This window comes from Bacillota bacterium, assembly GCA_013178125.1.
Classification (GTDB): Bacteria; Bacillota; SHA-98; order Ch115; family JABLXJ01; genus JABLXL01.
This window is the reverse complement of record JABLXJ010000002.1, coordinates 334,879-353,880: the sequence shown is the minus strand read 5'-3', so window position 1 is coordinate 353,880 and position 19,002 is coordinate 334,879. Positions and strand designations below refer to the sequence as shown.

Here is a 19,002-nt window from a genome sequence, read left to right as displayed (position 1 = left end):
CCTTCGTCCTCCACTTGCTGTCTTGCCCATTATAAGTTATCATCTCGCCATCCCCCTGGCTCCTATATTCCCCCCAAGATGTATCCTTCAGCTCTCGCGGCAAAACGCGAAATTCCAGCGCCTCACGGACAGGGATTTTAAATGCCTCACGCTGGCCCACACCGTAAGGTTTCAAGATCTTACGTTAGCGGATGCGGTCCGCGGCATCTTAATTGATCCCGGAAACCAGGATGAGCATGACCGGTATAACAGTCAAATCACTCTATCGGCGACTTTGGACTCTGGAGCAAAGAGCACATGCGGGGGGACGCGGTAAATGCTAGAGCAACTTATCTCAGAGTTAGCCGAGGCGGATTACAATAAAGGGCTACTGGGGGAGGCTTTTTGTCTGGCACTTGCGGTTCTTATGGATGCTCGCGACACTCATACAACCAGGCATTCTCAAAACGTTGCCAGGTACAGCAAGGCAATTGCCCGAGAGATGAAATTACCCCTTGATGACCAGAAGGCCGTCCACCTTGCAGGGCTTCTCCATGATGTAGGGAAGATAGGAATTTCCAGGTCGTGCTTATCCAAGGCCGGCAGGCTTACCAGCGAGGAGCTAAAGGAGATACGCAGGCACCCCATCCTAAGTTTCGAGCTTATCGCCGAGATCCCGGGGTTTCATGATATAGCCATGATTGTCCTTTACCATCATGAACGGATCGACGGGCAGGGTTACCCGCGTGGTATAAAGGGGGAAGAGATCCCTCTTGGGTCCAGGATCCTCTGTGTCGCCGATAGTTTTGATGCGATGATCTCAGAGAGGGTATATAGGGAGGCTATGCCTATCTCGCAGGCTATGTCGGAGCTCGAGCGGTGCGCTGGCACGCAGTTTGATCCTGAGGTTGTGCGAGCTTTTTGCTCCTATTTGAAGAGAGAAGGGATTTCATCGTAAAGGTAGCCTTACGATGAAGGTGCTGCCCTTGCCAGGTTCGCTCTCCACCTCTATGCGCCCGCCATGAAGCTGTACGATATGTTTTGCTATGGCAAGCCCAAGGCCGCTACCGCCTTCGTTCCTCGAGCGCGCCTTGTCCACCCGGTAGAACCGTTCGAAGATGTAGGGAATATGTTCAGGTCCGATTCCCGGGCCCGTATCCTTTACTGCGATTATTGCATTTATTCCATCGCTCGCGACCGTAACCGATACCTCGCCGCCTTGGGGTGTGTATTTAATGGCGTTATCGAGCAAATTGATGAAGAGTCGAACAAGCTGATCCTGGTCCCCAACAAGAGTAAGTCTATCTGGTCCTTCAAGTTTTACCGGTATGCCTTTTGAGTCAGCAAGGGGTCTTACCTGTTCTACGAGGCCATCCAGCAGCACCACTATATCCAGTCGTTCGGGATGAAAGGCCGTCTTTCCCGTATCGCCCCGTGCCAGGGTGAGGAGGTTCTCTGAGAGATGAGCCAGCCGATCCACCTGGGTCTCCATTTCCTCCAAAATCCTCACATATTCACTGCTATCCCGGGGCCTGGCGAGCGTAACGTCGATATTCCCCTTCATTACCGTAAGGGGGGTGCGCAGTTCATGAGCTGCGTCCGCGGTGAACTGGCGCTCGCGGCGAAACGCAGAATCCAGCCTCTCGAGCATATCGTTGAATGTCCGGGCAAGCCTCCCAACCTCATCATTGGGTAGCTTCATATCCAGCCGTCGCGTGAGGTCCTCTGCGCTTATGGATTGAGCAAGCCTCGTCAAGCGGTCAATAGGTCCAAGTGCCCGGCCGGACAGAAACAAGCCTCCAAGGGTCGCTATGCTTATGACAATTGGAATGCCGAGAAGCAGCAACGCCCCTACCCGCTCAAGAATATCCTCAACCCTGCCCAGGGGCTCAGCCACCTGGAGGAAGTATACCGTAGCATTGCTATGGTCTGCGGCAGCGACATTGCTATGGCTGGAGGGGAGAGGCAGCACATACACCCGCCACGGCCTGCCTGAAATCCGCACGGTCTCGAACCCCTCCGAAACCCCAGGGTGCGGCAATACCGAATAATGTCCGAGCCCGTCCAGTATATTGCCGGAGGCATCAACGAGGCGTATGGTAAACCCTCGGGCTTCCACCCGGCTCGCAATGTCCCCATGTTCTTCGGTATTCTGAAAGGAGGGCCTGCCATTTTCATTGTCAATGCCGCGGAGGGCCTGGGTGGCAACTAAGTGAAGAGTTGTATCAACCTCGGCATAGAGCCCCCTAGCAAGGTTGAAATATAGAAAGCCTCCGAAGACCACAAGCGTGACGCCAACCAGGAGCACATACCATATTGTAAGGCGAATTCGTATGGGCACAGAATGCTTCATCGTTTCCCCTATGGCTACTCACTCCCCAATTTTGTATCCCACCCCGCGCACCGTCTGGATGAGTTTCTTCTCAAAATCAGCATCGATTTTGAGGCGCAAATAGCGAATGTAAACATCCACGATGTTGGACTCGCTGTAAAAGTCAAAGTTCCATACATGCTCGGCGATCTGGGTGCGGCTTAGGACCTGGCCTTTATGACGCATCAAGAGCTCAAGCAGGGCATATTCCCTCAGGGTGAGGTCGATCACACGGCCTCCTCGCTCCGCATGGCGGGTCGCGGTATCAAGTATGAGATCCCCCACTTGGAGCCGCGCGGGCGCGACCTCTCGCGGGCGGCGTAGGAGCGCACGCGCGCGCGCAAGGAGTTCCTTAAATGCGAAGGGTTTTACCAGGTAATCGTCAGCCCCTGCATCGAGCCCTTCCACACGATCATCCACTGTATCTCTGGCCGTGAGCATGAGAATGGGGGTCTTAAATCCCCGTTTACGTAATTCCTGGCATACGCTCACCCCGTCCCTCTTCGGCAGCATGATGTCCAGTATCAGGAGGTCATATTGAGCGCTCCCAGCATAGTCGAGCGCAGACTCCCCATCCCCGGCTACGTCTACGGCATAGCCCTCCTCCTCCAGCCCCTGCCTGACAAAGGATGCGATTTTTGGTTCATCCTCCACCACAAGAACCCGCAACATGATCACCCCTGGGGTCCATTATATATACCATTATATATAAATGAAAGGGCCGGTGCAAAAATCGCAATTAAAGCCGGCAGATACATCCGCCGGCCTTATGACTCACGCGATATGCAACACACAGCCAATCAGGGTGAAGTTAGAATTCATGCTGCCCGTCGAAGTTTCCCTCTTCATACCCGGGTGTGCCGGGAGCTTCCACTGGATCCTGGCCCGGGGTCGCTTCGGACTCCGACTCGTTCTCCTTCTCAGACTCGGCTGTCATCTTCTCATCGTCCGCCCCAGCCTGAGCCTGAGCCTGATCGGAAGCGATCTGGGTGGGCGTGGAGGCCACCGACGTCCCCTGCTGGGCTATATCCCCCACCCCAGCGGCACCTGCCCCCGCGCCGGCCTTTGCATACGCAAGAAGCGAGACCGAGAGTGCAAGACACAGCACCATCAGAATCCCTAAGGCTTTTACCTTTCGTGACATCCTCTGTCACCTCCATGAAACTGTTATTGCCGAAGGGTCCCGTTTCCCTGTACCACTATATGGTCCGCATGGTTGACCGTTATGTAAGTACCATATTCCATACCATACTCTCCATACTTCAGGTCCAGGTTTACTCCCTCTCGACTATCTCCCAGTCTACCCGGCTATGATGAGAAAGCAATGAGAAGCGTATTAGAGTTTTCTAATCTACTCTGCTATGGGCTTTAACATAAGGCCAATGCGACCCAGAAGGGTGTGTTTAATCAGTGGATAGGCCGTATCGAGGTCAGGGGGAGCACGGTCACGATCGGGAGTAATGAAGAGTTGTATATTATGCAAGTATGATAGTATGGCAGATATATGAGATAGAATGTTCAGGCTAACTATTGGGGCCACCCAATAGAGTCGCAGCTCAGCGGATGGGGTGTCAGAAGCCGAACAATAGGGTACCGGGGTGACGCAGCGCGCGCGAAGCATGCATCCGCCGTCCACAGTTCGCACTCCTCCCTTTCGGCAAGGGCGAGGTACGCGGTATCGTAGGCTGTGGACTGGTCTAGCTCAATAGCCAGTTCTAAGGCTCTCTCCAAAAGGGTCCAGTCCCACATGAACCGGATTTTTAGCTTATCCAGGAGGTGGAGCGCCTCCAGGCTTTCCTCCGAGGTCATCTCGGCACGCCGTGTCTTCTGCCGGAGCACTGAGGCGACCTCCAGGGAGAGGAACGAGGGAGCAATGATCTCGTCGCTAGCATGCATATTAAGCCACACGAGCGCTTCGTCGCTCCCGGGCTCGTATGTCAGCCACTTCAAGACCAAGCTTGCATCTACGCAGATGCTCATGGTTTATCACCCCGTTTGCTGCGGGTTTCTCGTATTCGGCGGAGCGAATCCACCGAATCGCTGCCTTCTTTGCGCCCGTCACGGAGCTGCATCTGGAAAGTCTGTATCCTGCTAATGGCCTGATGGCGTTCGAGCTTCGTCCCGTATTGGGCGATGGCCTCAGCTACCACTGAGTTCAGAGAGACATTACGAGCTGCAGCATACTTCCGCAAACGCTCATACTCGTCCCCTGGAATACGTACCGTGATGGCCTTGGGTGAATTATTATTAGCATCTTTCATATGCATCACCATATGCATCATATCATAATGCATGTCGCAAGTCAAGAGTTCAAAGCTGGCGATCTGGCGATCGGTCCTTGATTTCAACCCTCCGAGGACCTATAATTGTCGCATAAGGGAATTATAACATAAAGCAAAGGCATTAAAAGGGAGGGCTGAACCCAACCGGCGTGCGGGTTTGTAGATGCAGGCTTGTGTATCCGGACTTATGCATCCAGACTTATGCATGCGGGCTGAGCAGAGCATATGCAGGCTAAGCAGGTTGACGGGGAATACATTCTCCTAGGCCTCGAAGAAGAGGTTTTCGTTGCGGAGCCGGTCCTGCCATCGCTTGGTTCCCTTTATTACCTTGCAAGGCTCCTGTGGCGTAATCCGTCATATTATTACACCCATTCGGCCTCAAATTTCGCCCGGGGTAGGGACTTACGCCAGGCTGTAATGAGCGGGATAGAGGTATCCACCGGTGTTCACTCTTCAGTTTGCGCGCTCATCGAGGACCTCGCCGCCCGGAGGCGGGAGCTTGCCTCGGTGTGTGACGGATTGATCCTTCCCATCGGCCATCTCTTCGACCTTGAAGCCCCCACGAACACCTGTGGCCTTCATATCCATGTAGGGCCGGTGCCAGATCAGGAGAGGGAGCGCATCTATTCAAATCTTGCGCACTTCCTGCCGCTGCTCGCGCTCCTCACTGCAAGCTCGCCCCTCGCAAGGGGGAGATACTTCGGGCAGTCTTTTCGGATCGCCAAGTCATATGCTATTGGCCCGCTCCGGAAGGGAAATGAGCAATATAGATTCCAGGATATGATCGTATCCAAGCGCCTGGGCACTATCGAGCTCAGGATATTCGACCCGGTCTGGGACCTTGAGCGGGCGCGGGCGCTCCTCCGGTGCATTGTGGCGATCCTCAAAACCGGCAGGCAATTTACCTGGAATGAGGATTCCTACAGGCACTTCAGGGAAACCGCTGCGCAAATGGGCTATAGCGGCTATGGAAGTGGGGAAAGATTATTATACTCGAAACTATATTCAGAGCTCCGGGAGCTGTGTGAGGTGGATGAGAGCCTTTTTCGCCGGACGGCCTCCGACGAACTCTACGAGTGTTGGAAGAAGCATGGTACGCTCAAAACCTATCTTGCCGTGGATAATGCATATAGAAATGGCATCTTTAGCCCGGAGATAGAAATCCCGGCGGAGGCAGTGCACAGGATAACAGCCCAGAGTTTAGGGAAGTGGGCCTTCCGTGCTGCTTCAGGGCTTCTATTCTACTACGTTGTCAAGCTTCCATATATTGTCATGAAGGGTCTGAGGGAACATTGAGCATAAGCATAACACTGGAAATGCTCGTCGTTATCACAACTATTATCGCGGCCGTGGCGCTTTTGATCCTGGGCCTTGTGTGGTTTTTGAGGCGCATCTGGTTTTACCGTGATCCTGTGAGGATCCCGCCTGGTGATGAGGATGCGATCCTCGCCCCGGCAGACGGCAAGCTGATCTACGCGCGCAGGTTCGAGAACGGCGAGGTTTACTCGGAGAAACTCGGCCAGAGGATCCCCATATCTGAGATTTCAAAGATGGACTTCGCTATGGGGGAATCCGGCTGGATGATTGGGATATACATGACACCGCTGGATGTACATTTCAATTATGCACCCATATCAGGGAAAGTATGCCGTATAGTCCATACTCAGGCTGCTCTTAACCTGCCGATGCTGGACATGTGGGAGTATATAAGACTCACATATCTCCGGAAGGCCGTTGACCTTTTCGGCCGCAAATATCATCTACTGAATGAGCGGAATACCCTGTTCATCGAGGGAGATAGGCTCAAGCTGGCCGTGGTGGAAATAGCTGATAAGTTCATCAATAAAATCAGGTGCTTCGTGACCGAGGGGGATGTAGTCAAGGCCGGACAGAAGCTTTCATTTATAGAAAGGGGTTCACAAGTAGACCTAGTAATCCCTGTAACACCAGGGGCGGAGGCTGACATCGAGATTGTGGCCAGGGTGGGGGAGCAGGTGTACGGCGGAAAGACTATAATCGCGCGTATTAGCCCCGCCGCAGGGTCAGCCGCGAAGCCGGCTTGACGAGGTTTCGCATCGGGGGGGGGACACGCGCCTTGCAGCAGGTGATGTTGCTTTTTCATCACTATGGTTACTTGCTCATATTTGCCGTCCTGGCACTGGAGGGCACCGGCATGCCAGGCATCCCCCTGGAGATCGTGTTTCTCGGAGCAGGTTATTTTATTCAGAGCGGCCGCATGAGCTTCCTGCTGGCGGTGGTCGCCGCAGCGTCGGGCAATATCGCCGGCAACATCATAGGCTATTTTGTCGGAGCCGCAGGCCGAAACCTGGTAATTGCCAGGGATGACGAAGACGAGGTTCGGGCACGGGCACGGGAAGGCAACTACAAACATCGCTTCAGATTTCTTCGTTCAAGATTTATTCGATCAAGAGACCTCGTCATGATCAAGAGATGGTTTGAAAAGTATGGGGCCTTTACTGTGTTTATCAGCCGCTGGTTCGGCCCGATTCGCACCCCCGCCATCCTGGCAGCTGGCTTCATAGGCCTGGATATGCGGAAATACCTGGCCGCGTCTATCATGGCTGCGTCCACATGGTGTTTTGTATGGCAACTTGCAGCATGGAAGTTGGGAGTCGGGGTCCTGAAATTCATGCGAGCCCGCACATATCTCGAGGTTTTGGGCATGCGACCCTTTCTTTGGCTCTTAATTGCCATCGTAGTGCTGGTCCTGGTCGGCGGTTACCTTTACGTGCTGTGGCGCGGGAGTATTCGTTGGCGTAACCGCCCCTAACTCCGGTCAACAACAATGGAGGAGGCTCCGGAGAGCTTCGACGATGTAGCTCAAGGGGTTTGCCACTGATACAAGTCGAAGCCATGCCGGCATAATGCTAACCGGGTAGAGGGCAGAGGATTACACCAAATTCCACAGGCGCCAGAGGCTCGATAAAGCATATGCAGCATAAAAAACCGCAACGTTCGCGAATGATAATTTAATCATAAAATAAATGACTCCTAATGTCTTCTAGCGCGCGCAACCGCAGCACGGTGCGCCCTGAGCTCCATTCCGTCGTCAAGCGGCTGGAGCCTAACTCCGTTGTACTCCCTGCTCAGGGCGGTTTGAATGAGATAATCGGCAAAGTGGGGGTTCTTCGGCAAGAGGGGGCCATGGAGATAGGTGCCGTAGGTATTCTTGTATATGCAACCCTCTGAACCGTCCCCCCCATTATTGCCATGTCCCACAATCACCCTCCCAAGCGGGCGCGTTTTGTCCCCAAGATAGGTCCTCCCGGAGTGATTCTCAAAACCCACCATAATTGGGGTCCCAACTATGGTGGGTGCTCCCATCATGGTTGGCGTTCCCCACAGGGTTGGCACTCCCTCCAGGGGCAATTGCGACTCTATTACAACATTCCCTATGAATCGCTTGCTTCCCGCCTCTGTCCTTATATCCAAGGCTCCTACGCCCGGCAACTCCTCACCCCCCAAGGTTCGGTAATATTCTCCCAGGAGCTGATAACCGCCGCACACGGCGAGGACAACGACGCCATCTTCTATAGCATCGATTAGAGAACCCTTCTTCAAAGCCACAAGGTCCTGGCATACGAGCCTCTGCTCCTTATCCTGGCCCCCGCCGAAGAAGATGAGATCGAAGGCCCTAAAATCCAGGTTTTCCCCTATGGATACGGGGACCACCTCCACCTCTATCCCGCGCCACAAAGCTCTCCTGTAGAGCGTGATCATATTTCCCCTGTCGCCATAGGTATTCATAAGATCCGGGTAGAGATGACATATAGTGAGTTTCATAGATATCTACACCTTCCAGAGATATTTGGGCTCTTTCGGGCTTTTCACTCTTTGCTCCAATTTAGCAAGAGGAGATTAAACCAGCATTAAAACCGCAAAAATAGTAATCGAAGGCGCCCAGTCGGGAACCGATTCGATATCTTTTACGTTTAGAGATTTAGATCATGCCCAAATGGTTATAAATGGTTAGAAGCTATGTTTCCAATAGGTTTATACTTCATTTCAATACCTATGATTCTTTGCCTATGCTTCTTTCCAATGAAAAGCTTAATTCAATAATGAGCTCGATAATGAATCAATCACGGGCCGGTTTTGGGACTTGGGAGGCTGTAAGGTGAGGGAGAGGGATTCGAAGTTCCTAAAGCATCTAGATCTGGTTCTGCCCCACTCAGGGCGTTTAGCTGCAGCGCCAATTCTCCTCTTGCTCATCCTTTGCGCTGTTATATTTCCGGCAGGCACCCGGGCAAGGATACTACATGACGAGGCTAGAATAAGCTCCCCACCTATCCCGAATGTGTTTCCCCCGAGATACCACGATTGCGTTGTTGTGCTAATGTATCACCAGATTGGTTTTCAGCATCAGAGGAGAGGAGTTATCCCTCCCGAGCTCTTTGACGCCCACATGCTTTACCTTAAGAAAATGGGGTTTAATCCGATCTCCCATGATGCCTTCGCGAATTTCCTGGATGGAAGGGGTAAAGTGCCGAATAACGCCATTCTCATCACATTCGACGACGGGTATGAGAGCTTCTACAAGTACGCTTACCCCACTCTCGAGAAGTATCGATTCCCGGCCATAAACTTCGTAATTGTGGGAGATACCGGGAATACAAGTCACAGCATCAATATCCCGCATCTTTCATGGAACGAGATGAAAGAGATGGAGAAGAGCGGCCTTGTTGCCCTGGAGTCCCATACCTATGACTCACATTATTATGCACCAGTCGACCGGTTCGGGCACAAGCGGCCAGCCCTCGTAGCGCCCCTCTATGATGCCGGGCTCAGAAGGAGGGAGAGCACAGACGAGTATGAGACGCGCGTATGGTGCGATCTATGGCTTTCCAAGCATCTTTTGGAAGAGAACCTGCACACAAGAGTAACATCTTTGTGTTTCCCATATGGCGCATATAATTCAACCGTAATCAGGCTCGCCCGCGGTATGGGCTACCGGTACTTCTACACAATCAGGAGCGGCGTTAACAGGCCGGGTCGAGGAGCGGTGCTCGTGCGAAGAATCTCCGCAGGCGACTCCTACGTGACGATCCCGGAACTCAACAGGCGAATCTCGTGTGCATTGTCGCCAGTCCCCTCGTTTTTCGATGCGGTCACAAAGATAAAAACGATATCGGCGAGACATCTCCTGAATTCTAGACATCCCTTGAACCCCACTCATGCTATCGGCCATATTGCCCCATCAAGTATATTACCACATTAAGATTAAGCCTTATGGCTCCTCCACCGGCCTCCTATCAGAAGACCGGTCGTCAGGCCTGCCATGGATGCATTTGGTAGGTTCGCCTGCATGTTCGGGGAATAGAAGATATATACTACCTACCATCGTGGTTCTGGAAGGCCAGGTGATCACCTCAAACCTCAGGCGCAACAACCTGACAGCCGAATGGCTCATGCAGCAACTCCAAAACCGCGGAACCACAGCTGATCAGGTTATGCTGGCTGCACTCGATACGCAGGGGAATCTCTATCTAGATAAATACAATGATTACGAGTCCCCTTCCAAGCACCACGACAGCTACACTACCATATAGCCAAATATAAGGAAGTACCGGAGACCGGAGCGGCTACGAAAGCCCCCAAGATGTATGAAGACTCCTGGAAGACGTGATAACCGAGAACAAGCAGGCTATCGAGATGGCTGACATATACACCAGTATATTGAGTAGCACTATGGATGCTTTTGCTTCCGTAATTTCCAATAACCTGAACATCGCGATGAAATTTTTGACGTCGGTTACGATTGTCCTGGCACTCCCCACCATGCTGGCGAGTTTCTATGGGATGAACGTAAAGTTGCCGCTGGCGGGCCTGCCGTATGCCTTCCATATCATACTGGGGATGTCCCTAGCAATTTCAATTGCGGCGATCGTATTCCTTGCAAAGCGGAAGATGTTCTTTTAGGGATTATGGAGGAGCCTGCCAGGCTCCTCCAGCGGCAGGCGGCGACGCCGGGAGTATATTCTGGCTACAAGACGATATTTTGGCTGTGGGATGGTATTTTGGCCATGGGATGCCCGTATAGATAGTTGAATGAATGTATCCGTTAGGCTAATATTAGGCTAGTACTAAGTGCTAGTTCCTTAATTTGTGCCAGTTTACCAGCACGTCTCAGGACTTACGGTGTTGCGCTCTGGGGACGGCGCTTGCGACGCGCCTCCGTTGAAATTTGGCGCGAGGACCTTGTCAAATTTCAAAGGCCCCGTCGCGCAAACACCGGCAACCACTGGAAAAGTGGCGATAATATTTGAATACTCACATAGAAATGGGGTATTTATGAGGATGGCAGGTGCAATTCGGACCAATGCAAGGATTAGGGCCATCGTCTACGGCCACGTTCAGGGCGTCGGATATCGTGCCTTTGCCCGGAGCGTTGCAGAGGGCCTCGCTTTGGGCGGTTTTGTGCGAAACCTACCCGACGGCAGTGTCGAGGTTGTTGCTGAAGGAGAAAAAGCAACCCTCGATAGGTTTATAAAGGAGCTCGAAGAGGGCCCTCTCTTTGGGCGGGTCAGAGGCGTCGATGTAGAGTGGTCCGATTACCGGGGGGATCTTGTAGGCTTCACGATACGTTGACACGCCATAAGGCTCCATGTTATTATAATGACGTAGCAGACCGCAGTATAGAATAACCAACCCAAATGTAGTGCGAGAGTGGCGGAATGGCAGACGCGCCAGACTTAGGATCTGGTGGGCAACCCCCGTGCGGGTTCAAATCCCGCCTCTCGCACCAATAATATCAAGGGTTCCCGGACTACCAAATCAAGGGAAGAACAATTTGCCCCCAATTGTGTGCCTATAGTGTGCCAAACTTCTTCAATGTGTGCCACCAAACAGCATCGCCTCCAGCCGGTCCACAGCGCCTTGTTGCATGTCGGGTAGCACGTGGGAGTATGTATCCAAGGTCATTACTACGCTCGAATGCCCCAGCATTTCTGATACTATCTTTGGGTTTATGCCGCCCGCCAATAGAAGGGTAGCGCAGGTATGCCGCAGGTCATATAGCCGAATATCTTTGGGGAGCCCAGCCGCCTCAAGGACGGGTCTAAAATGCTGGCGAAGAATATCCAATTCTTGCAGGGGACGGCCTTTTCTAGTCGCGAAAACAAGTCCCATATCCTCATATTCCGGGCCCGCTGCAAGTCGTTCCTCCAACTGCTTTACCTTGTGCGCCTTTAATGCCTGCGTCACTGTAGGGGGCAGCTTAATCGTCCGTCTGCTCCTCGACGTCTTTGGCTCGGTGAAGTGCCAGCCTCCGCCGCGATATACTAGAGTCCGGCATACGCTCAATTTCCCTGTCGCAAAGTCAATATCTTTCCATTGCAGTGCCAAATATTCTCCCGGCCTCATTCCCGTAGTCACGGCCAAAAGAAATAAGGTATACCATCGGTCCTCTTTGGCCGTCTCAAGGAATTTCTCCACCTGCTCCTTGGAGAGGACGCGCATTTCCTTCCGCTCTTGCCGGGGCAAGTCAACAAGTAATGCAGGATTCTTCGGAATCATTCCCCATTTTACGGCCTGATTAAGTGCGCTCCTCAATACCGCATGGGTAAATCTAACGGTTCGGGCTGATAGTCCCCTCTCCAGCATGTCATTGTAGAGTTTTTGGATTTCTTGCGGAGTCAACTGCATTAGCTTCCTCTGTCCTAAAGTAGGGTAGACATAACGCTTTAGTAAGCCCTCATACTCCATGGCCGTGCGGGTCCTCAACCGTGGAATCGCTATATCCTTCATCCAGTCTGATAGATACTCGCCGACAGTTGCTTTTGTTGGCTCGACGAAATTTCCAAGGTCTCTTTCCCGCAGGACAGCCGTCAAATACTTCTGCGCATCCTTTTTGGTGCCATGGATGGTCTTGTTGTGATAGCGCCGATTCCCCCCCTCGTCACGGCCTAAAAACACTCGCACAAGGAAAATATTGTCACCGCGCTGGATGATCTGTCCGGCCACTTTTCGAGCCCCCTTCAGCCGCGCTCACACTCTCAGCTCCCCGCGCCTTTGCATAATTTCCCCCACCACTTAGTGGGCCCAAAGAGATACCCCTAATTTGGTGCGTCACCTCTCATGCCTCCTCTTGTAAATTTAGTCGGGTCTCAAGCAGGCCTTCAACGACATCAAGAACATTAAAGCTATCAGAGGAAGAAGAGAGGTCATTAAGACAGGCAGCCATCTTTTCATTTATTCTGTGCCCCCGCCTGAAAAGCTTTATTGTGAGGAGTAAAGCTCTAACCCTGTCCTTGCTCATGCTCCGCAACTCGTTTGCGAACCATAGCAGGTCTTTTAACTCTTCCTTACTTCGCCCACTCTCTACCATAAGACTCCCTACAGTATACATTGCCTAATATACCTCCTCTAAGGTTATTTTGAAGGCTTTCCAGCCTTCGCTTCGGCCTCGGCCTTCGCCTGTTGGATAATCTCCCTTATGACTTGCGCCACGCTTTTATGTTCTTCATACGCCTTACGCCGCAGCCATTCATACTCCGACTCAGGAAGCAATACATGCGTATCAATCATCTTGTCACCTCCCAATATGGATTATACACCTATACTCCATATTGTCAAGGATATTTTTTGGTCCTCGCCCGCTCCGCCTCAATGACCTCCGGCCTCACAGAATGCCCCCCAGGAGCCCCTTGAAGGCCTTCTTTCGCCCGGGTAGGTAAATCTACCTTAGCTTGTTCTCCAGCGCCGCTCTACGGCCACGCTAGAGGCCTCCGGAAAAAGCAGAAGCCCCCAGAACATGTCCAGGGGGCCCCCTCGCTAACCCAGATTTATGGCTCGCACTTATTATACCATAGAACCCCCCGGCGTTAGGAGCCACCGGGGGGAGGAGGATTACTTCGACGGGATAGAAACCGCCGAAGACTTACTTACGCTGGAGGAATGATCCCGTCAACTATGCAAAAGTGAGGTGGCCGCGCTACCTGCACATCAGCCCGCAGGTAAGCTCGAATCAATACCTGCAGCTTGCCGAATGCGTCAGCCGCCTGCCTCGCTACCTCAAGGGTAAGGTTCGTCCTCATGCCTATCAGCATCTGCGAGAAGTCGCCCACGAATACACATGTGGCATTTGTAGCAGTTCCGTGGGTCAGATTCACCGGCACCTGCTTAGTGGCCAGCTTGCTCAACGCCTCGAAGCTCGCAGGAGGCCGCAGGGGTTGTCCCGTAGTGTCCACAAGACGATCTACCTCACCGGCCGTCCGGGGGGCCCATATGAGCGCCTTTGGGCTTCCGTTTGCTTCCTGCACCTTCTGCACGGCTTGAGAGAATGGCGCAAAGCTCGTCAGCGCCGCGCCGTTTGTGCCCATGTCTACCTTCTGCACATCCGCAGTGTTGTAAAGCCCCATAGGCTCGCTTACCCCGTTCCCGAATAACGCTGCCCGGTCAAGCTCCAGCGCCAGGGCCTGGGATAGAGCGCTCTCGACAAGCTGCGGCATGTTCACCGCATCCTCGATAAGCTCGATGGACACCCGGCATAGCGCAGCAAGCGCCTTCGCGTATAGCGTTATCGCGCCGAAGGTCATATCGGACTCTGTTATGGCCTCATTCTCAGCCCGCCAATACGCCGTAGGATCACTCGTCACACGGGCCATTTTCAGCGAAGATTCTTCCATCGGCACAGTGAGCGCCCCGGCTTCCATTACCCGCGCCTGATTCCGTGCGAGGTCTATCACCCTAAGTGCCAGGGGTTCCGGCACAAGATAGCCGCCCAACGTGTCGGTTCCTTCACTGAGCGCCCGTCTCTCAGCCTCAGCGCCATGCCAATTCCCGCTCACAACCCCGCGCAGCAGCCGCCCCAGGGATAGCTCATCAGGCCTTATGCCGTCCGGGAGGTTGTAGCTCCGGTTCTCAGCTATCTTCTGCTCTCGCCGCAACACCCGAATCTCGCCAGGGTTCTCATACCACCGTTGCCCCTCGATGGGTTCCTTGCCTCCTACGATTGTGCCTTGGGACTTGCTAAGTTCCGCCTCGATCTCGTCAAAGGAAGTCTGATCGGAGGTCGATAGCCCACCGATTTGTCGCGCCATCCAGTCTATGGCTCCCAGTATTTCCTTGAATCGCTGCTCCTCCGCGGCATTGAGCTCTCGCTTTTCCTTCTCGGCTTTATTGAGCAGCGCCCGCCCCTCAGCTATCAGTCGGGCTCGCTCCCTCCGCAGTTCATTCTTGTCAAATTCCATGTTTGACTCGCTCCTTTCTTGTCTTGGTGCCCCCTGACAAGCACAAAGGCCGCCAGGGGCTTGCCAGCGCTCTTGCTTCGCCCGTGCCTCCAACGGCAAGGGGTCAGCTCGAACCCTTAGCAGTAAGCTCCTAGCGGCCTCCAACGGTCCGTAGTTGCGTATGCAATTGTTCGGCCTCCACCGGCCTCAGGATAATTTTACCTTAACTCCGGGTCCTTGTCAATCCACGTCCCACCTTTGGCAAGCCGCTTTTCCTTGCGCCGCTCTTCGCGGCCCCTGCGCTCCTCTTCCTCGTTCCATGCCTTCCTCAGGGCCTCAAGTTCCTGCTCCTCCTCAGGGGTAGGATCACGGCCTTCATTCACGATCCGACTGGTCAGCTTCGACCATGCCCGGAGGAGAGGACTAATGTATACGTCCGACATCGGCGTCACCTCCCCTCATCAAGGCATTCAGCGCTTCCCCTATGCCGTTTAGCGCCTCGCGTTCGCTCAGGACGGCCTCGACCTTAGACAGCCGGACAAAGAATTCATGCACCCGATCCGCCCACACCACGGAGTCAGCCTTTTCATTCAATCCTGCTTTCTCAAGCTCTTCATACGCAACTAGGACGCCCCTACAAGCTTCTGTTGCCTTCGAGATCACCCTAGCCAACCTTTCAGCATGATATTGCGACAGCACCCGCGCCGCTATCTCCCGTTCCTCATTGAGCAGTCCACCCTCGTCAATCACGCCAAACACCTCCTCATTGAATTACCTCTTGGCATTCTAGAATAATCCACTCATGCCTGTTATCTGCTAGACTTGCCGTGATGTTGAATACCCGCTCATGCAGGCCGTCCTGCCAGCGTATCCTATGGCCGCTGACTATACTCTCCAAGGCCTTCTGATAGCGCACCATCACCCGATGCGATACCTTGTTGACCAACTGCATAGCCTCAAATAGCTCCTGCCCACGGAGGGGGGCTATATGCGCCCACACGGTCGCCACGGGTTGCCATGTAGTTATCAGAACGCCGCCTTCTCCTGCCGTTGTGGTCTCGCCCTCAATCGTAATTCGATATCTCAGCTTGCCTATCATGCCCGGATACCCCCCTTAACGAATTTCGCGGTCATGTTTTCGAAGCCGCCCCTCCGACTCTTAGCCGTCAGCTTCTGAAGATTTTCCCCGCCCTCCCATATGTTTCCTGTTATGACAAGCAATACACAAGGATTGAAGATTATCAATCAACATCGGGTCGCCACCCTCCTTGATAGGCTTTATGTGGTCAACTATCTGCGCCAGCGCCCCGCACTCCTCGCACAATGGATTCTGCATCAGCTTCCATTTCCTCAACCTGCGCCAACGCTCGCTTGTGTAGAAGGCCTGCTCCTCCTTATCTGCGCGCCTGCGTTTGTATTCCCTGTCCTCCTGCCGTCTCGCAGTCCTATGTTTCGAACAGTATCGCTCGCCAGGAGCCGCAAGCTCAGGGCATAGGGGATAAGCGCAGGGTTTCTTTAGTCTTGTCGGCACGCTCTTTCACCTCCTCCGCTGTAAACCATACCCGGCACCCCGGACAGAAACACTTCGCACCACTCAAAGTCCAGACTACCAACTTGTGGCATGCTGGGCACTGGAAGGGAATCAGCTTTGGCTGCTCAATCTTGCGCTTCACTTTGCTTGCCTCCTCTCCTTGGAATACTGAGCCACCAGCCGGGATCATGCACCCAGGCCTTGCGGACGGTATCGAATCGAAAGTCTAGCGGGTCCTCGCCGTTAGGGCCCAGAACCACCGGCACATTCTCCACGAATATCACTCTACTTTGTGGAGGGTCTTGCAGCAGGAATCGGATAATCTCGGCCTTGTGGGCCCGCAGTTCCTGGAGCAATTCTTCGGTCACCGTCCCAGCAGAGGCCTCGACGTGGAGGGTGTCGCCATTACAAGATAGCTCCACCCCGAGTCGCCGTAAGCGCTCGAGCAAATCAGCGGGGGTCATATGTCGAACACCTCTCGGTCGGGTACTGCTCTACTCACCACGGTAACCTCGGTAACTTTCGCCGGAGAAGCTTGCGGCCCAAGGCTTTCAGCCTCTATTTTGCGGTAACCTTCGCGGTAACCCTCAGTAACCTTCCGGTAACTTTCTTCAGCCTTACTCTCCAAAGTTACCGCGGATACCGAAGATACCATATTATCAAAGTTACTATGGTTACTGTTATGTATATATCTCCCCCGTGTAATGAGTCTGACTTCTCCATCCTTAGACATGATGTAGAGTAGCTTCTTCACCGCTCCGTGTGGCCTCTCTAATATCTCAGCTATTTCCTTTGGAGACATGGCCTCCCCGCTATTCTGTAGCACCTCGATAATCTCCTGCCGTTCTTGGCTCATGCGATATTTCTCCGCATCCCCAAGGAACACCCAGCCTCCAATGTGTGGGTCACGCTCTAACGCAAACTCCTTCTCCTCAATGTCCCTACCCGTAACGAAGAGGACGCCATCGGCGCGGGCGCGGTCACGCTTTAGTATCCAGATGCCATCAGCCGCACCTGCTAACCCCGTGGTCCCACTCAACATGTCTAACGGGTCATCTTCAGCAAGCTTCTTCAAGTGATGAACGATAAGCATCGCCACGCCTCGACGGTCCGCTATAGCTTTGAGGTTCGCCAGGATTTCATAATCCTGATCGTATAGATTCTGGTTTCCTCTCTGTGGGGGCCTCAGACGTTTCAGCACGTCGATGATTACCAGCCTAACGTCAGGATGCTGAACAAGCAGGGCTTCAATCGCCACAAGGCCGCCTTTGTCCACGCGTGGACATTCGGTCACAAGATGCAGTCCAGCCGGGGCCTGGTCCCCTTGGAGCAACTGCCCGATACGGTCCTTCAGCCGTCGGGGTGTATCTTCGAGTGCAAGATAGATTGCATCATGCTTTTCTACTGCGATTTTCCCTAACACCCGGCCGCCGCAAGCCACGGCAAGAGCTATACCTAAGGCGAGCCAACTCTTTCCCATCTTCGGCTTACCTCCTAGAAGCGTTAATCCTTCGGGAAGTAGCTCGGGGATAACCCAAACAGGATCCGGAAATTCCTTCTTCATAAGGTCCACAGCCGATATCGAGGGGGGCGGGCCCACTTGCGGGCCCTGTTTTGCCCCCTGCCCCCTGGCCGGGTATCGGCCTACAGACTTTGCGATATTGGCAAGCTCCTCCTCCGGCAATGGGGGTTTACACCGCTCCTGGTTAACGGCTTTAAGCGCCGCCAGAATCGCCCCTTCATCCGCACCCCTTCTCCGCAGGCTCCCGGCTATGCTCGTTAGTGTGGCATTTCGCTGTCCTTCTGGGATAGGCTCATTTAAAACTGCTTTGGCCACCTTAGGCCGGGCTTCCAGCTTGTCCAGTACCCATTGGGGCGGGGGAGCAAGCTCGACGTCATCTGGCGATAGTCCATCGCACCAGCGATACTGCCTACCGCTTGGGTGAATGCTTGGAGGAGCAGCGACATAGCCACCATCACCGCGAAGGTCCACATGCGGCAGTAGGCCTACGGCATTTTGCACCGGGCCGCCAGGATGCTTGAAGTAGCAGTGCCACCCCTTGCCTGTCTCGACGGTCGGGGTCGGAGGTAAGGCAAGGCCTTTGACAGCTTCACGGCCTTGGGGTCCGTCAATGTCAAGGACACAAATACCAGAGACTGCGCCAGTTACGATCCCGATATTGAATGAGGAGTCCCCTTGCCACCAGTGCCTTACTTGCTCCTCTGTGGCACGTCTCTTTTGATATGGCTCCCATGAGGGGATAGCGGGCTTCTTATCTTTTGGCCGGAGGGGTATTACGCTCCATCCACGCCGACAGTAGCTAATTGCCGCGTTTTGTGTTATATTTGAATTAGGCAAGTTTCTCACCGCCTTTCGGCTCGGGCCCGGTTCGCCGGGTCTTTTGTTTTCATGCTTCCTTCCTCCAGCCGCCGGGCAAGGATTGCCCGCCCCGCTCGATCCATTCCATAATCTTTTGTTCATTAAACCGCATTTGACGCCCGATCCTTACGACGCCCGGAAGGACGCCTTCTCGCGCCAAGTCATACACGCGCGCCTTTGGTACTCGAAGCAACATCGATACTTCTTCGGCTCTCAGTAGCATACAAAATCACCTCTACGATCACCTTAACGCGCACACATACGGAAAA

General features: G+C 53.6%; 26 protein-coding genes and 1 tRNA gene. 9 read left to right on the top strand and 18 right to left on the bottom strand.

The genetic code is table 11. The features are described from left to right. Positions 1-406 precede the first annotated feature (406 nt). The gene (locus tag HPY71_03965) at positions 407-937 is read left to right on the top strand and encodes an HD-GYP domain-containing protein (protein ID NPV52662.1); all 531 of its coding nucleotides are present in this window, start codon (positions 407-409) and stop codon (positions 935-937) included. Here the strand turns inward: HPY71_03965 and HPY71_03960 are convergent. The 5 genes from HPY71_03960 to HPY71_03940 form a co-directional block, all read right to left on the bottom strand. After that, a complete protein-coding gene (locus HPY71_03960) occupies positions 929-2,320 on the bottom strand; it encodes a HAMP domain-containing protein (GenBank protein NPV52661.1) in 1,392 nt (463 codons plus the stop codon). The two genes, HPY71_03965 and HPY71_03960, sit on opposite strands and share 9 nt — an antisense overlap. A 30-nt stretch (positions 2,321-2,350) precedes the next feature. Then, complete coding sequence (locus tag HPY71_03955; protein ID NPV52660.1) at positions 2,351-3,019, bottom strand: response regulator transcription factor; 669 nt, start codon at positions 3,017-3,019, stop codon at positions 2,351-2,353. A 142-nt stretch (positions 3,020-3,161) separates the two neighbouring features. After that, positions 3,162-3,494 carry a hypothetical protein gene (locus HPY71_03950; protein NPV52659.1) on the bottom strand — a complete coding sequence of 111 codons (333 nt, stop codon included), beginning with the start codon at positions 3,492-3,494 and terminating at the stop codon, positions 3,162-3,164. 383 nt (positions 3,495-3,877) lie between these two features. Then, positions 3,878-4,330: a type II toxin-antitoxin system VapC family toxin gene (locus HPY71_03945; GenBank protein NPV52658.1), complete on the bottom strand. Its 453-nt coding sequence runs from the start codon at positions 4,328-4,330 to the stop codon at positions 3,878-3,880. Then, positions 4,327-4,698 carry a hypothetical protein gene (locus HPY71_03940; protein NPV52657.1) on the bottom strand — a complete coding sequence of 124 codons (372 nt, stop codon included), beginning with the start codon at positions 4,696-4,698 and terminating at the stop codon, positions 4,327-4,329. The genes HPY71_03945 and HPY71_03940 overlap by 4 nt, the downstream gene beginning before the upstream one ends. A 159-nt stretch (positions 4,699-4,857) precedes the next feature. Between HPY71_03940 and HPY71_03935 the strand changes: the two genes are divergently transcribed. The 3 genes from HPY71_03935 to HPY71_03925 are packed head-to-tail and all read left to right on the top strand — an operon-like array spanning position 4,858 to position 7,423. Further along, complete coding sequence (locus HPY71_03935) at positions 4,858-5,928, top strand: hypothetical protein (GenBank protein NPV52656.1); 1,071 nt, start codon at positions 4,858-4,860, stop codon at positions 5,926-5,928. Positions 5,929-5,948: 20 nt separating this feature from the next. After that, entirely contained in the window at positions 5,949-6,695 is a 747-nt protein-coding gene (locus HPY71_03930; GenBank protein NPV52655.1) for a phosphatidylserine decarboxylase, read from the top strand. A 32-nt stretch (positions 6,696-6,727) separates the two neighbouring features. After that, on the top strand, positions 6,728-7,423 hold the full coding sequence (locus HPY71_03925; protein NPV52654.1) for a DedA family protein: 696 nt from the start codon (positions 6,728-6,730) through the stop codon (positions 7,421-7,423). A gap of 6 nt (positions 7,424-7,429) precedes the next feature. Here the strand turns inward: HPY71_03925 and HPY71_03920 are convergent, their stop codons facing one another. Together HPY71_03920 and HPY71_03915 are read right to left on the bottom strand one after the other, a co-directional pair. After that, positions 7,430-7,516 carry a hypothetical protein gene (locus HPY71_03920; protein NPV52653.1) on the bottom strand — a complete coding sequence of 29 codons (87 nt, stop codon included), beginning with the start codon at positions 7,514-7,516 and terminating at the stop codon, positions 7,430-7,432. A gap of 128 nt (positions 7,517-7,644) precedes the next feature. Continuing rightward, on the bottom strand, positions 7,645-8,436 hold the full coding sequence (locus HPY71_03915) for a glutamine amidotransferase (protein ID NPV52652.1): 792 nt from the start codon (positions 8,434-8,436) through the stop codon (positions 7,645-7,647). A gap of 334 nt (positions 8,437-8,770) precedes the next feature. On the opposite strand from HPY71_03915, the gene HPY71_03910 reads away from it, so the two are divergent. The 5 genes from HPY71_03910 (at position 8,771) to HPY71_03890 (ending at position 11,398) form a co-directional block, all read left to right on the top strand. After that, positions 8,771-9,871: a polysaccharide deacetylase family protein gene (locus HPY71_03910; protein ID NPV52651.1), complete on the top strand. Its 1,101-nt coding sequence runs from the start codon at positions 8,771-8,773 to the stop codon at positions 9,869-9,871. Between the two features lie 124 nt (positions 9,872-9,995). Then, a complete protein-coding gene (locus HPY71_03905) occupies positions 9,996-10,202 on the top strand; it encodes a hypothetical protein (GenBank protein ID NPV52650.1) in 207 nt (68 codons plus the stop codon). Between the two features lie 103 nt (positions 10,203-10,305). Further along, positions 10,306-10,572 (top strand): hypothetical protein, encoded by a 267-nt coding sequence (locus HPY71_03900; GenBank protein ID NPV52649.1) that lies wholly within the window; start codon positions 10,306-10,308, stop codon positions 10,570-10,572. 378 nt (positions 10,573-10,950) lie between these two features. After that, positions 10,951-11,241: an acylphosphatase gene (locus tag HPY71_03895; GenBank protein NPV52648.1), complete on the top strand. Its 291-nt coding sequence runs from the start codon at positions 10,951-10,953 to the stop codon at positions 11,239-11,241. Positions 11,242-11,313: 72 nt separating this feature from the next. Beyond that, a tRNA-Leu gene (locus tag HPY71_03890) sits at positions 11,314-11,398 on the top strand. An 83-nt stretch (positions 11,399-11,481) separates the two neighbouring features. Here HPY71_03890 and HPY71_03885 read toward each other — a convergent pair. The 11 genes from HPY71_03885 to HPY71_03835 form a co-directional block, all read right to left on the bottom strand. After that, positions 11,482-12,615: a site-specific integrase gene (locus HPY71_03885; protein NPV52647.1), complete on the bottom strand. Its 1,134-nt coding sequence runs from the start codon at positions 12,613-12,615 to the stop codon at positions 11,482-11,484. Positions 12,616-12,727: 112 nt separating this feature from the next. Further along, complete coding sequence (locus HPY71_03880) at positions 12,728-13,000, bottom strand: hypothetical protein (GenBank protein ID NPV52646.1); 273 nt, start codon at positions 12,998-13,000, stop codon at positions 12,728-12,730. 23 nt (positions 13,001-13,023) lie between these two features. Next, complete coding sequence (locus HPY71_03875) at positions 13,024-13,179, bottom strand: hypothetical protein (GenBank protein NPV52645.1); 156 nt, start codon at positions 13,177-13,179, stop codon at positions 13,024-13,026. Between the two features lie 356 nt (positions 13,180-13,535). Then, entirely contained in the window at positions 13,536-14,843 is a 1,308-nt protein-coding gene (locus HPY71_03870) for a phage major capsid protein (protein NPV52644.1), read from the bottom strand. 197 nt (positions 14,844-15,040) lie between these two features. After that, positions 15,041-15,265 (bottom strand): hypothetical protein, encoded by a 225-nt coding sequence (locus HPY71_03865; protein ID NPV52643.1) that lies wholly within the window; start codon positions 15,263-15,265, stop codon positions 15,041-15,043. Continuing rightward, positions 15,246-15,572, bottom strand: coding sequence for a hypothetical protein (locus HPY71_03860; GenBank protein ID NPV52642.1), 327 nt, complete (start codon positions 15,570-15,572; stop codon positions 15,246-15,248). Before HPY71_03860 ends, HPY71_03865 begins: the two co-directional genes overlap by 20 nt. A gap of 13 nt (positions 15,573-15,585) precedes the next feature. After that, positions 15,586-15,921 carry a phage head closure protein gene (locus tag HPY71_03855; protein ID NPV52641.1) on the bottom strand — a complete coding sequence of 112 codons (336 nt, stop codon included), beginning with the start codon at positions 15,919-15,921 and terminating at the stop codon, positions 15,586-15,588. 60 nt (positions 15,922-15,981) lie between these two features. Continuing rightward, positions 15,982-16,353 (bottom strand): HNH endonuclease, encoded by a 372-nt coding sequence (locus HPY71_03850; protein ID NPV52640.1) that lies wholly within the window; start codon positions 16,351-16,353, stop codon positions 15,982-15,984. 125 nt (positions 16,354-16,478) lie between these two features. Next, positions 16,479-16,817, bottom strand: coding sequence for a hypothetical protein (locus HPY71_03845; GenBank protein ID NPV52639.1), 339 nt, complete (start codon positions 16,815-16,817; stop codon positions 16,479-16,481). After that, a complete protein-coding gene (locus HPY71_03840; protein NPV52638.1) occupies positions 16,814-18,712 on the bottom strand; it encodes an AAA family ATPase in 1,899 nt (632 codons plus the stop codon). Before HPY71_03840 ends, HPY71_03845 begins: the two co-directional genes overlap by 4 nt. 49 nt (positions 18,713-18,761) lie before the next feature. After that, positions 18,762-18,956, bottom strand: a complete 195-nt coding sequence (locus HPY71_03835; GenBank protein ID NPV52637.1) for a helix-turn-helix domain-containing protein — start codon at positions 18,954-18,956, stop codon at positions 18,762-18,764. Positions 18,957-19,002 lie beyond the last annotated feature (46 nt).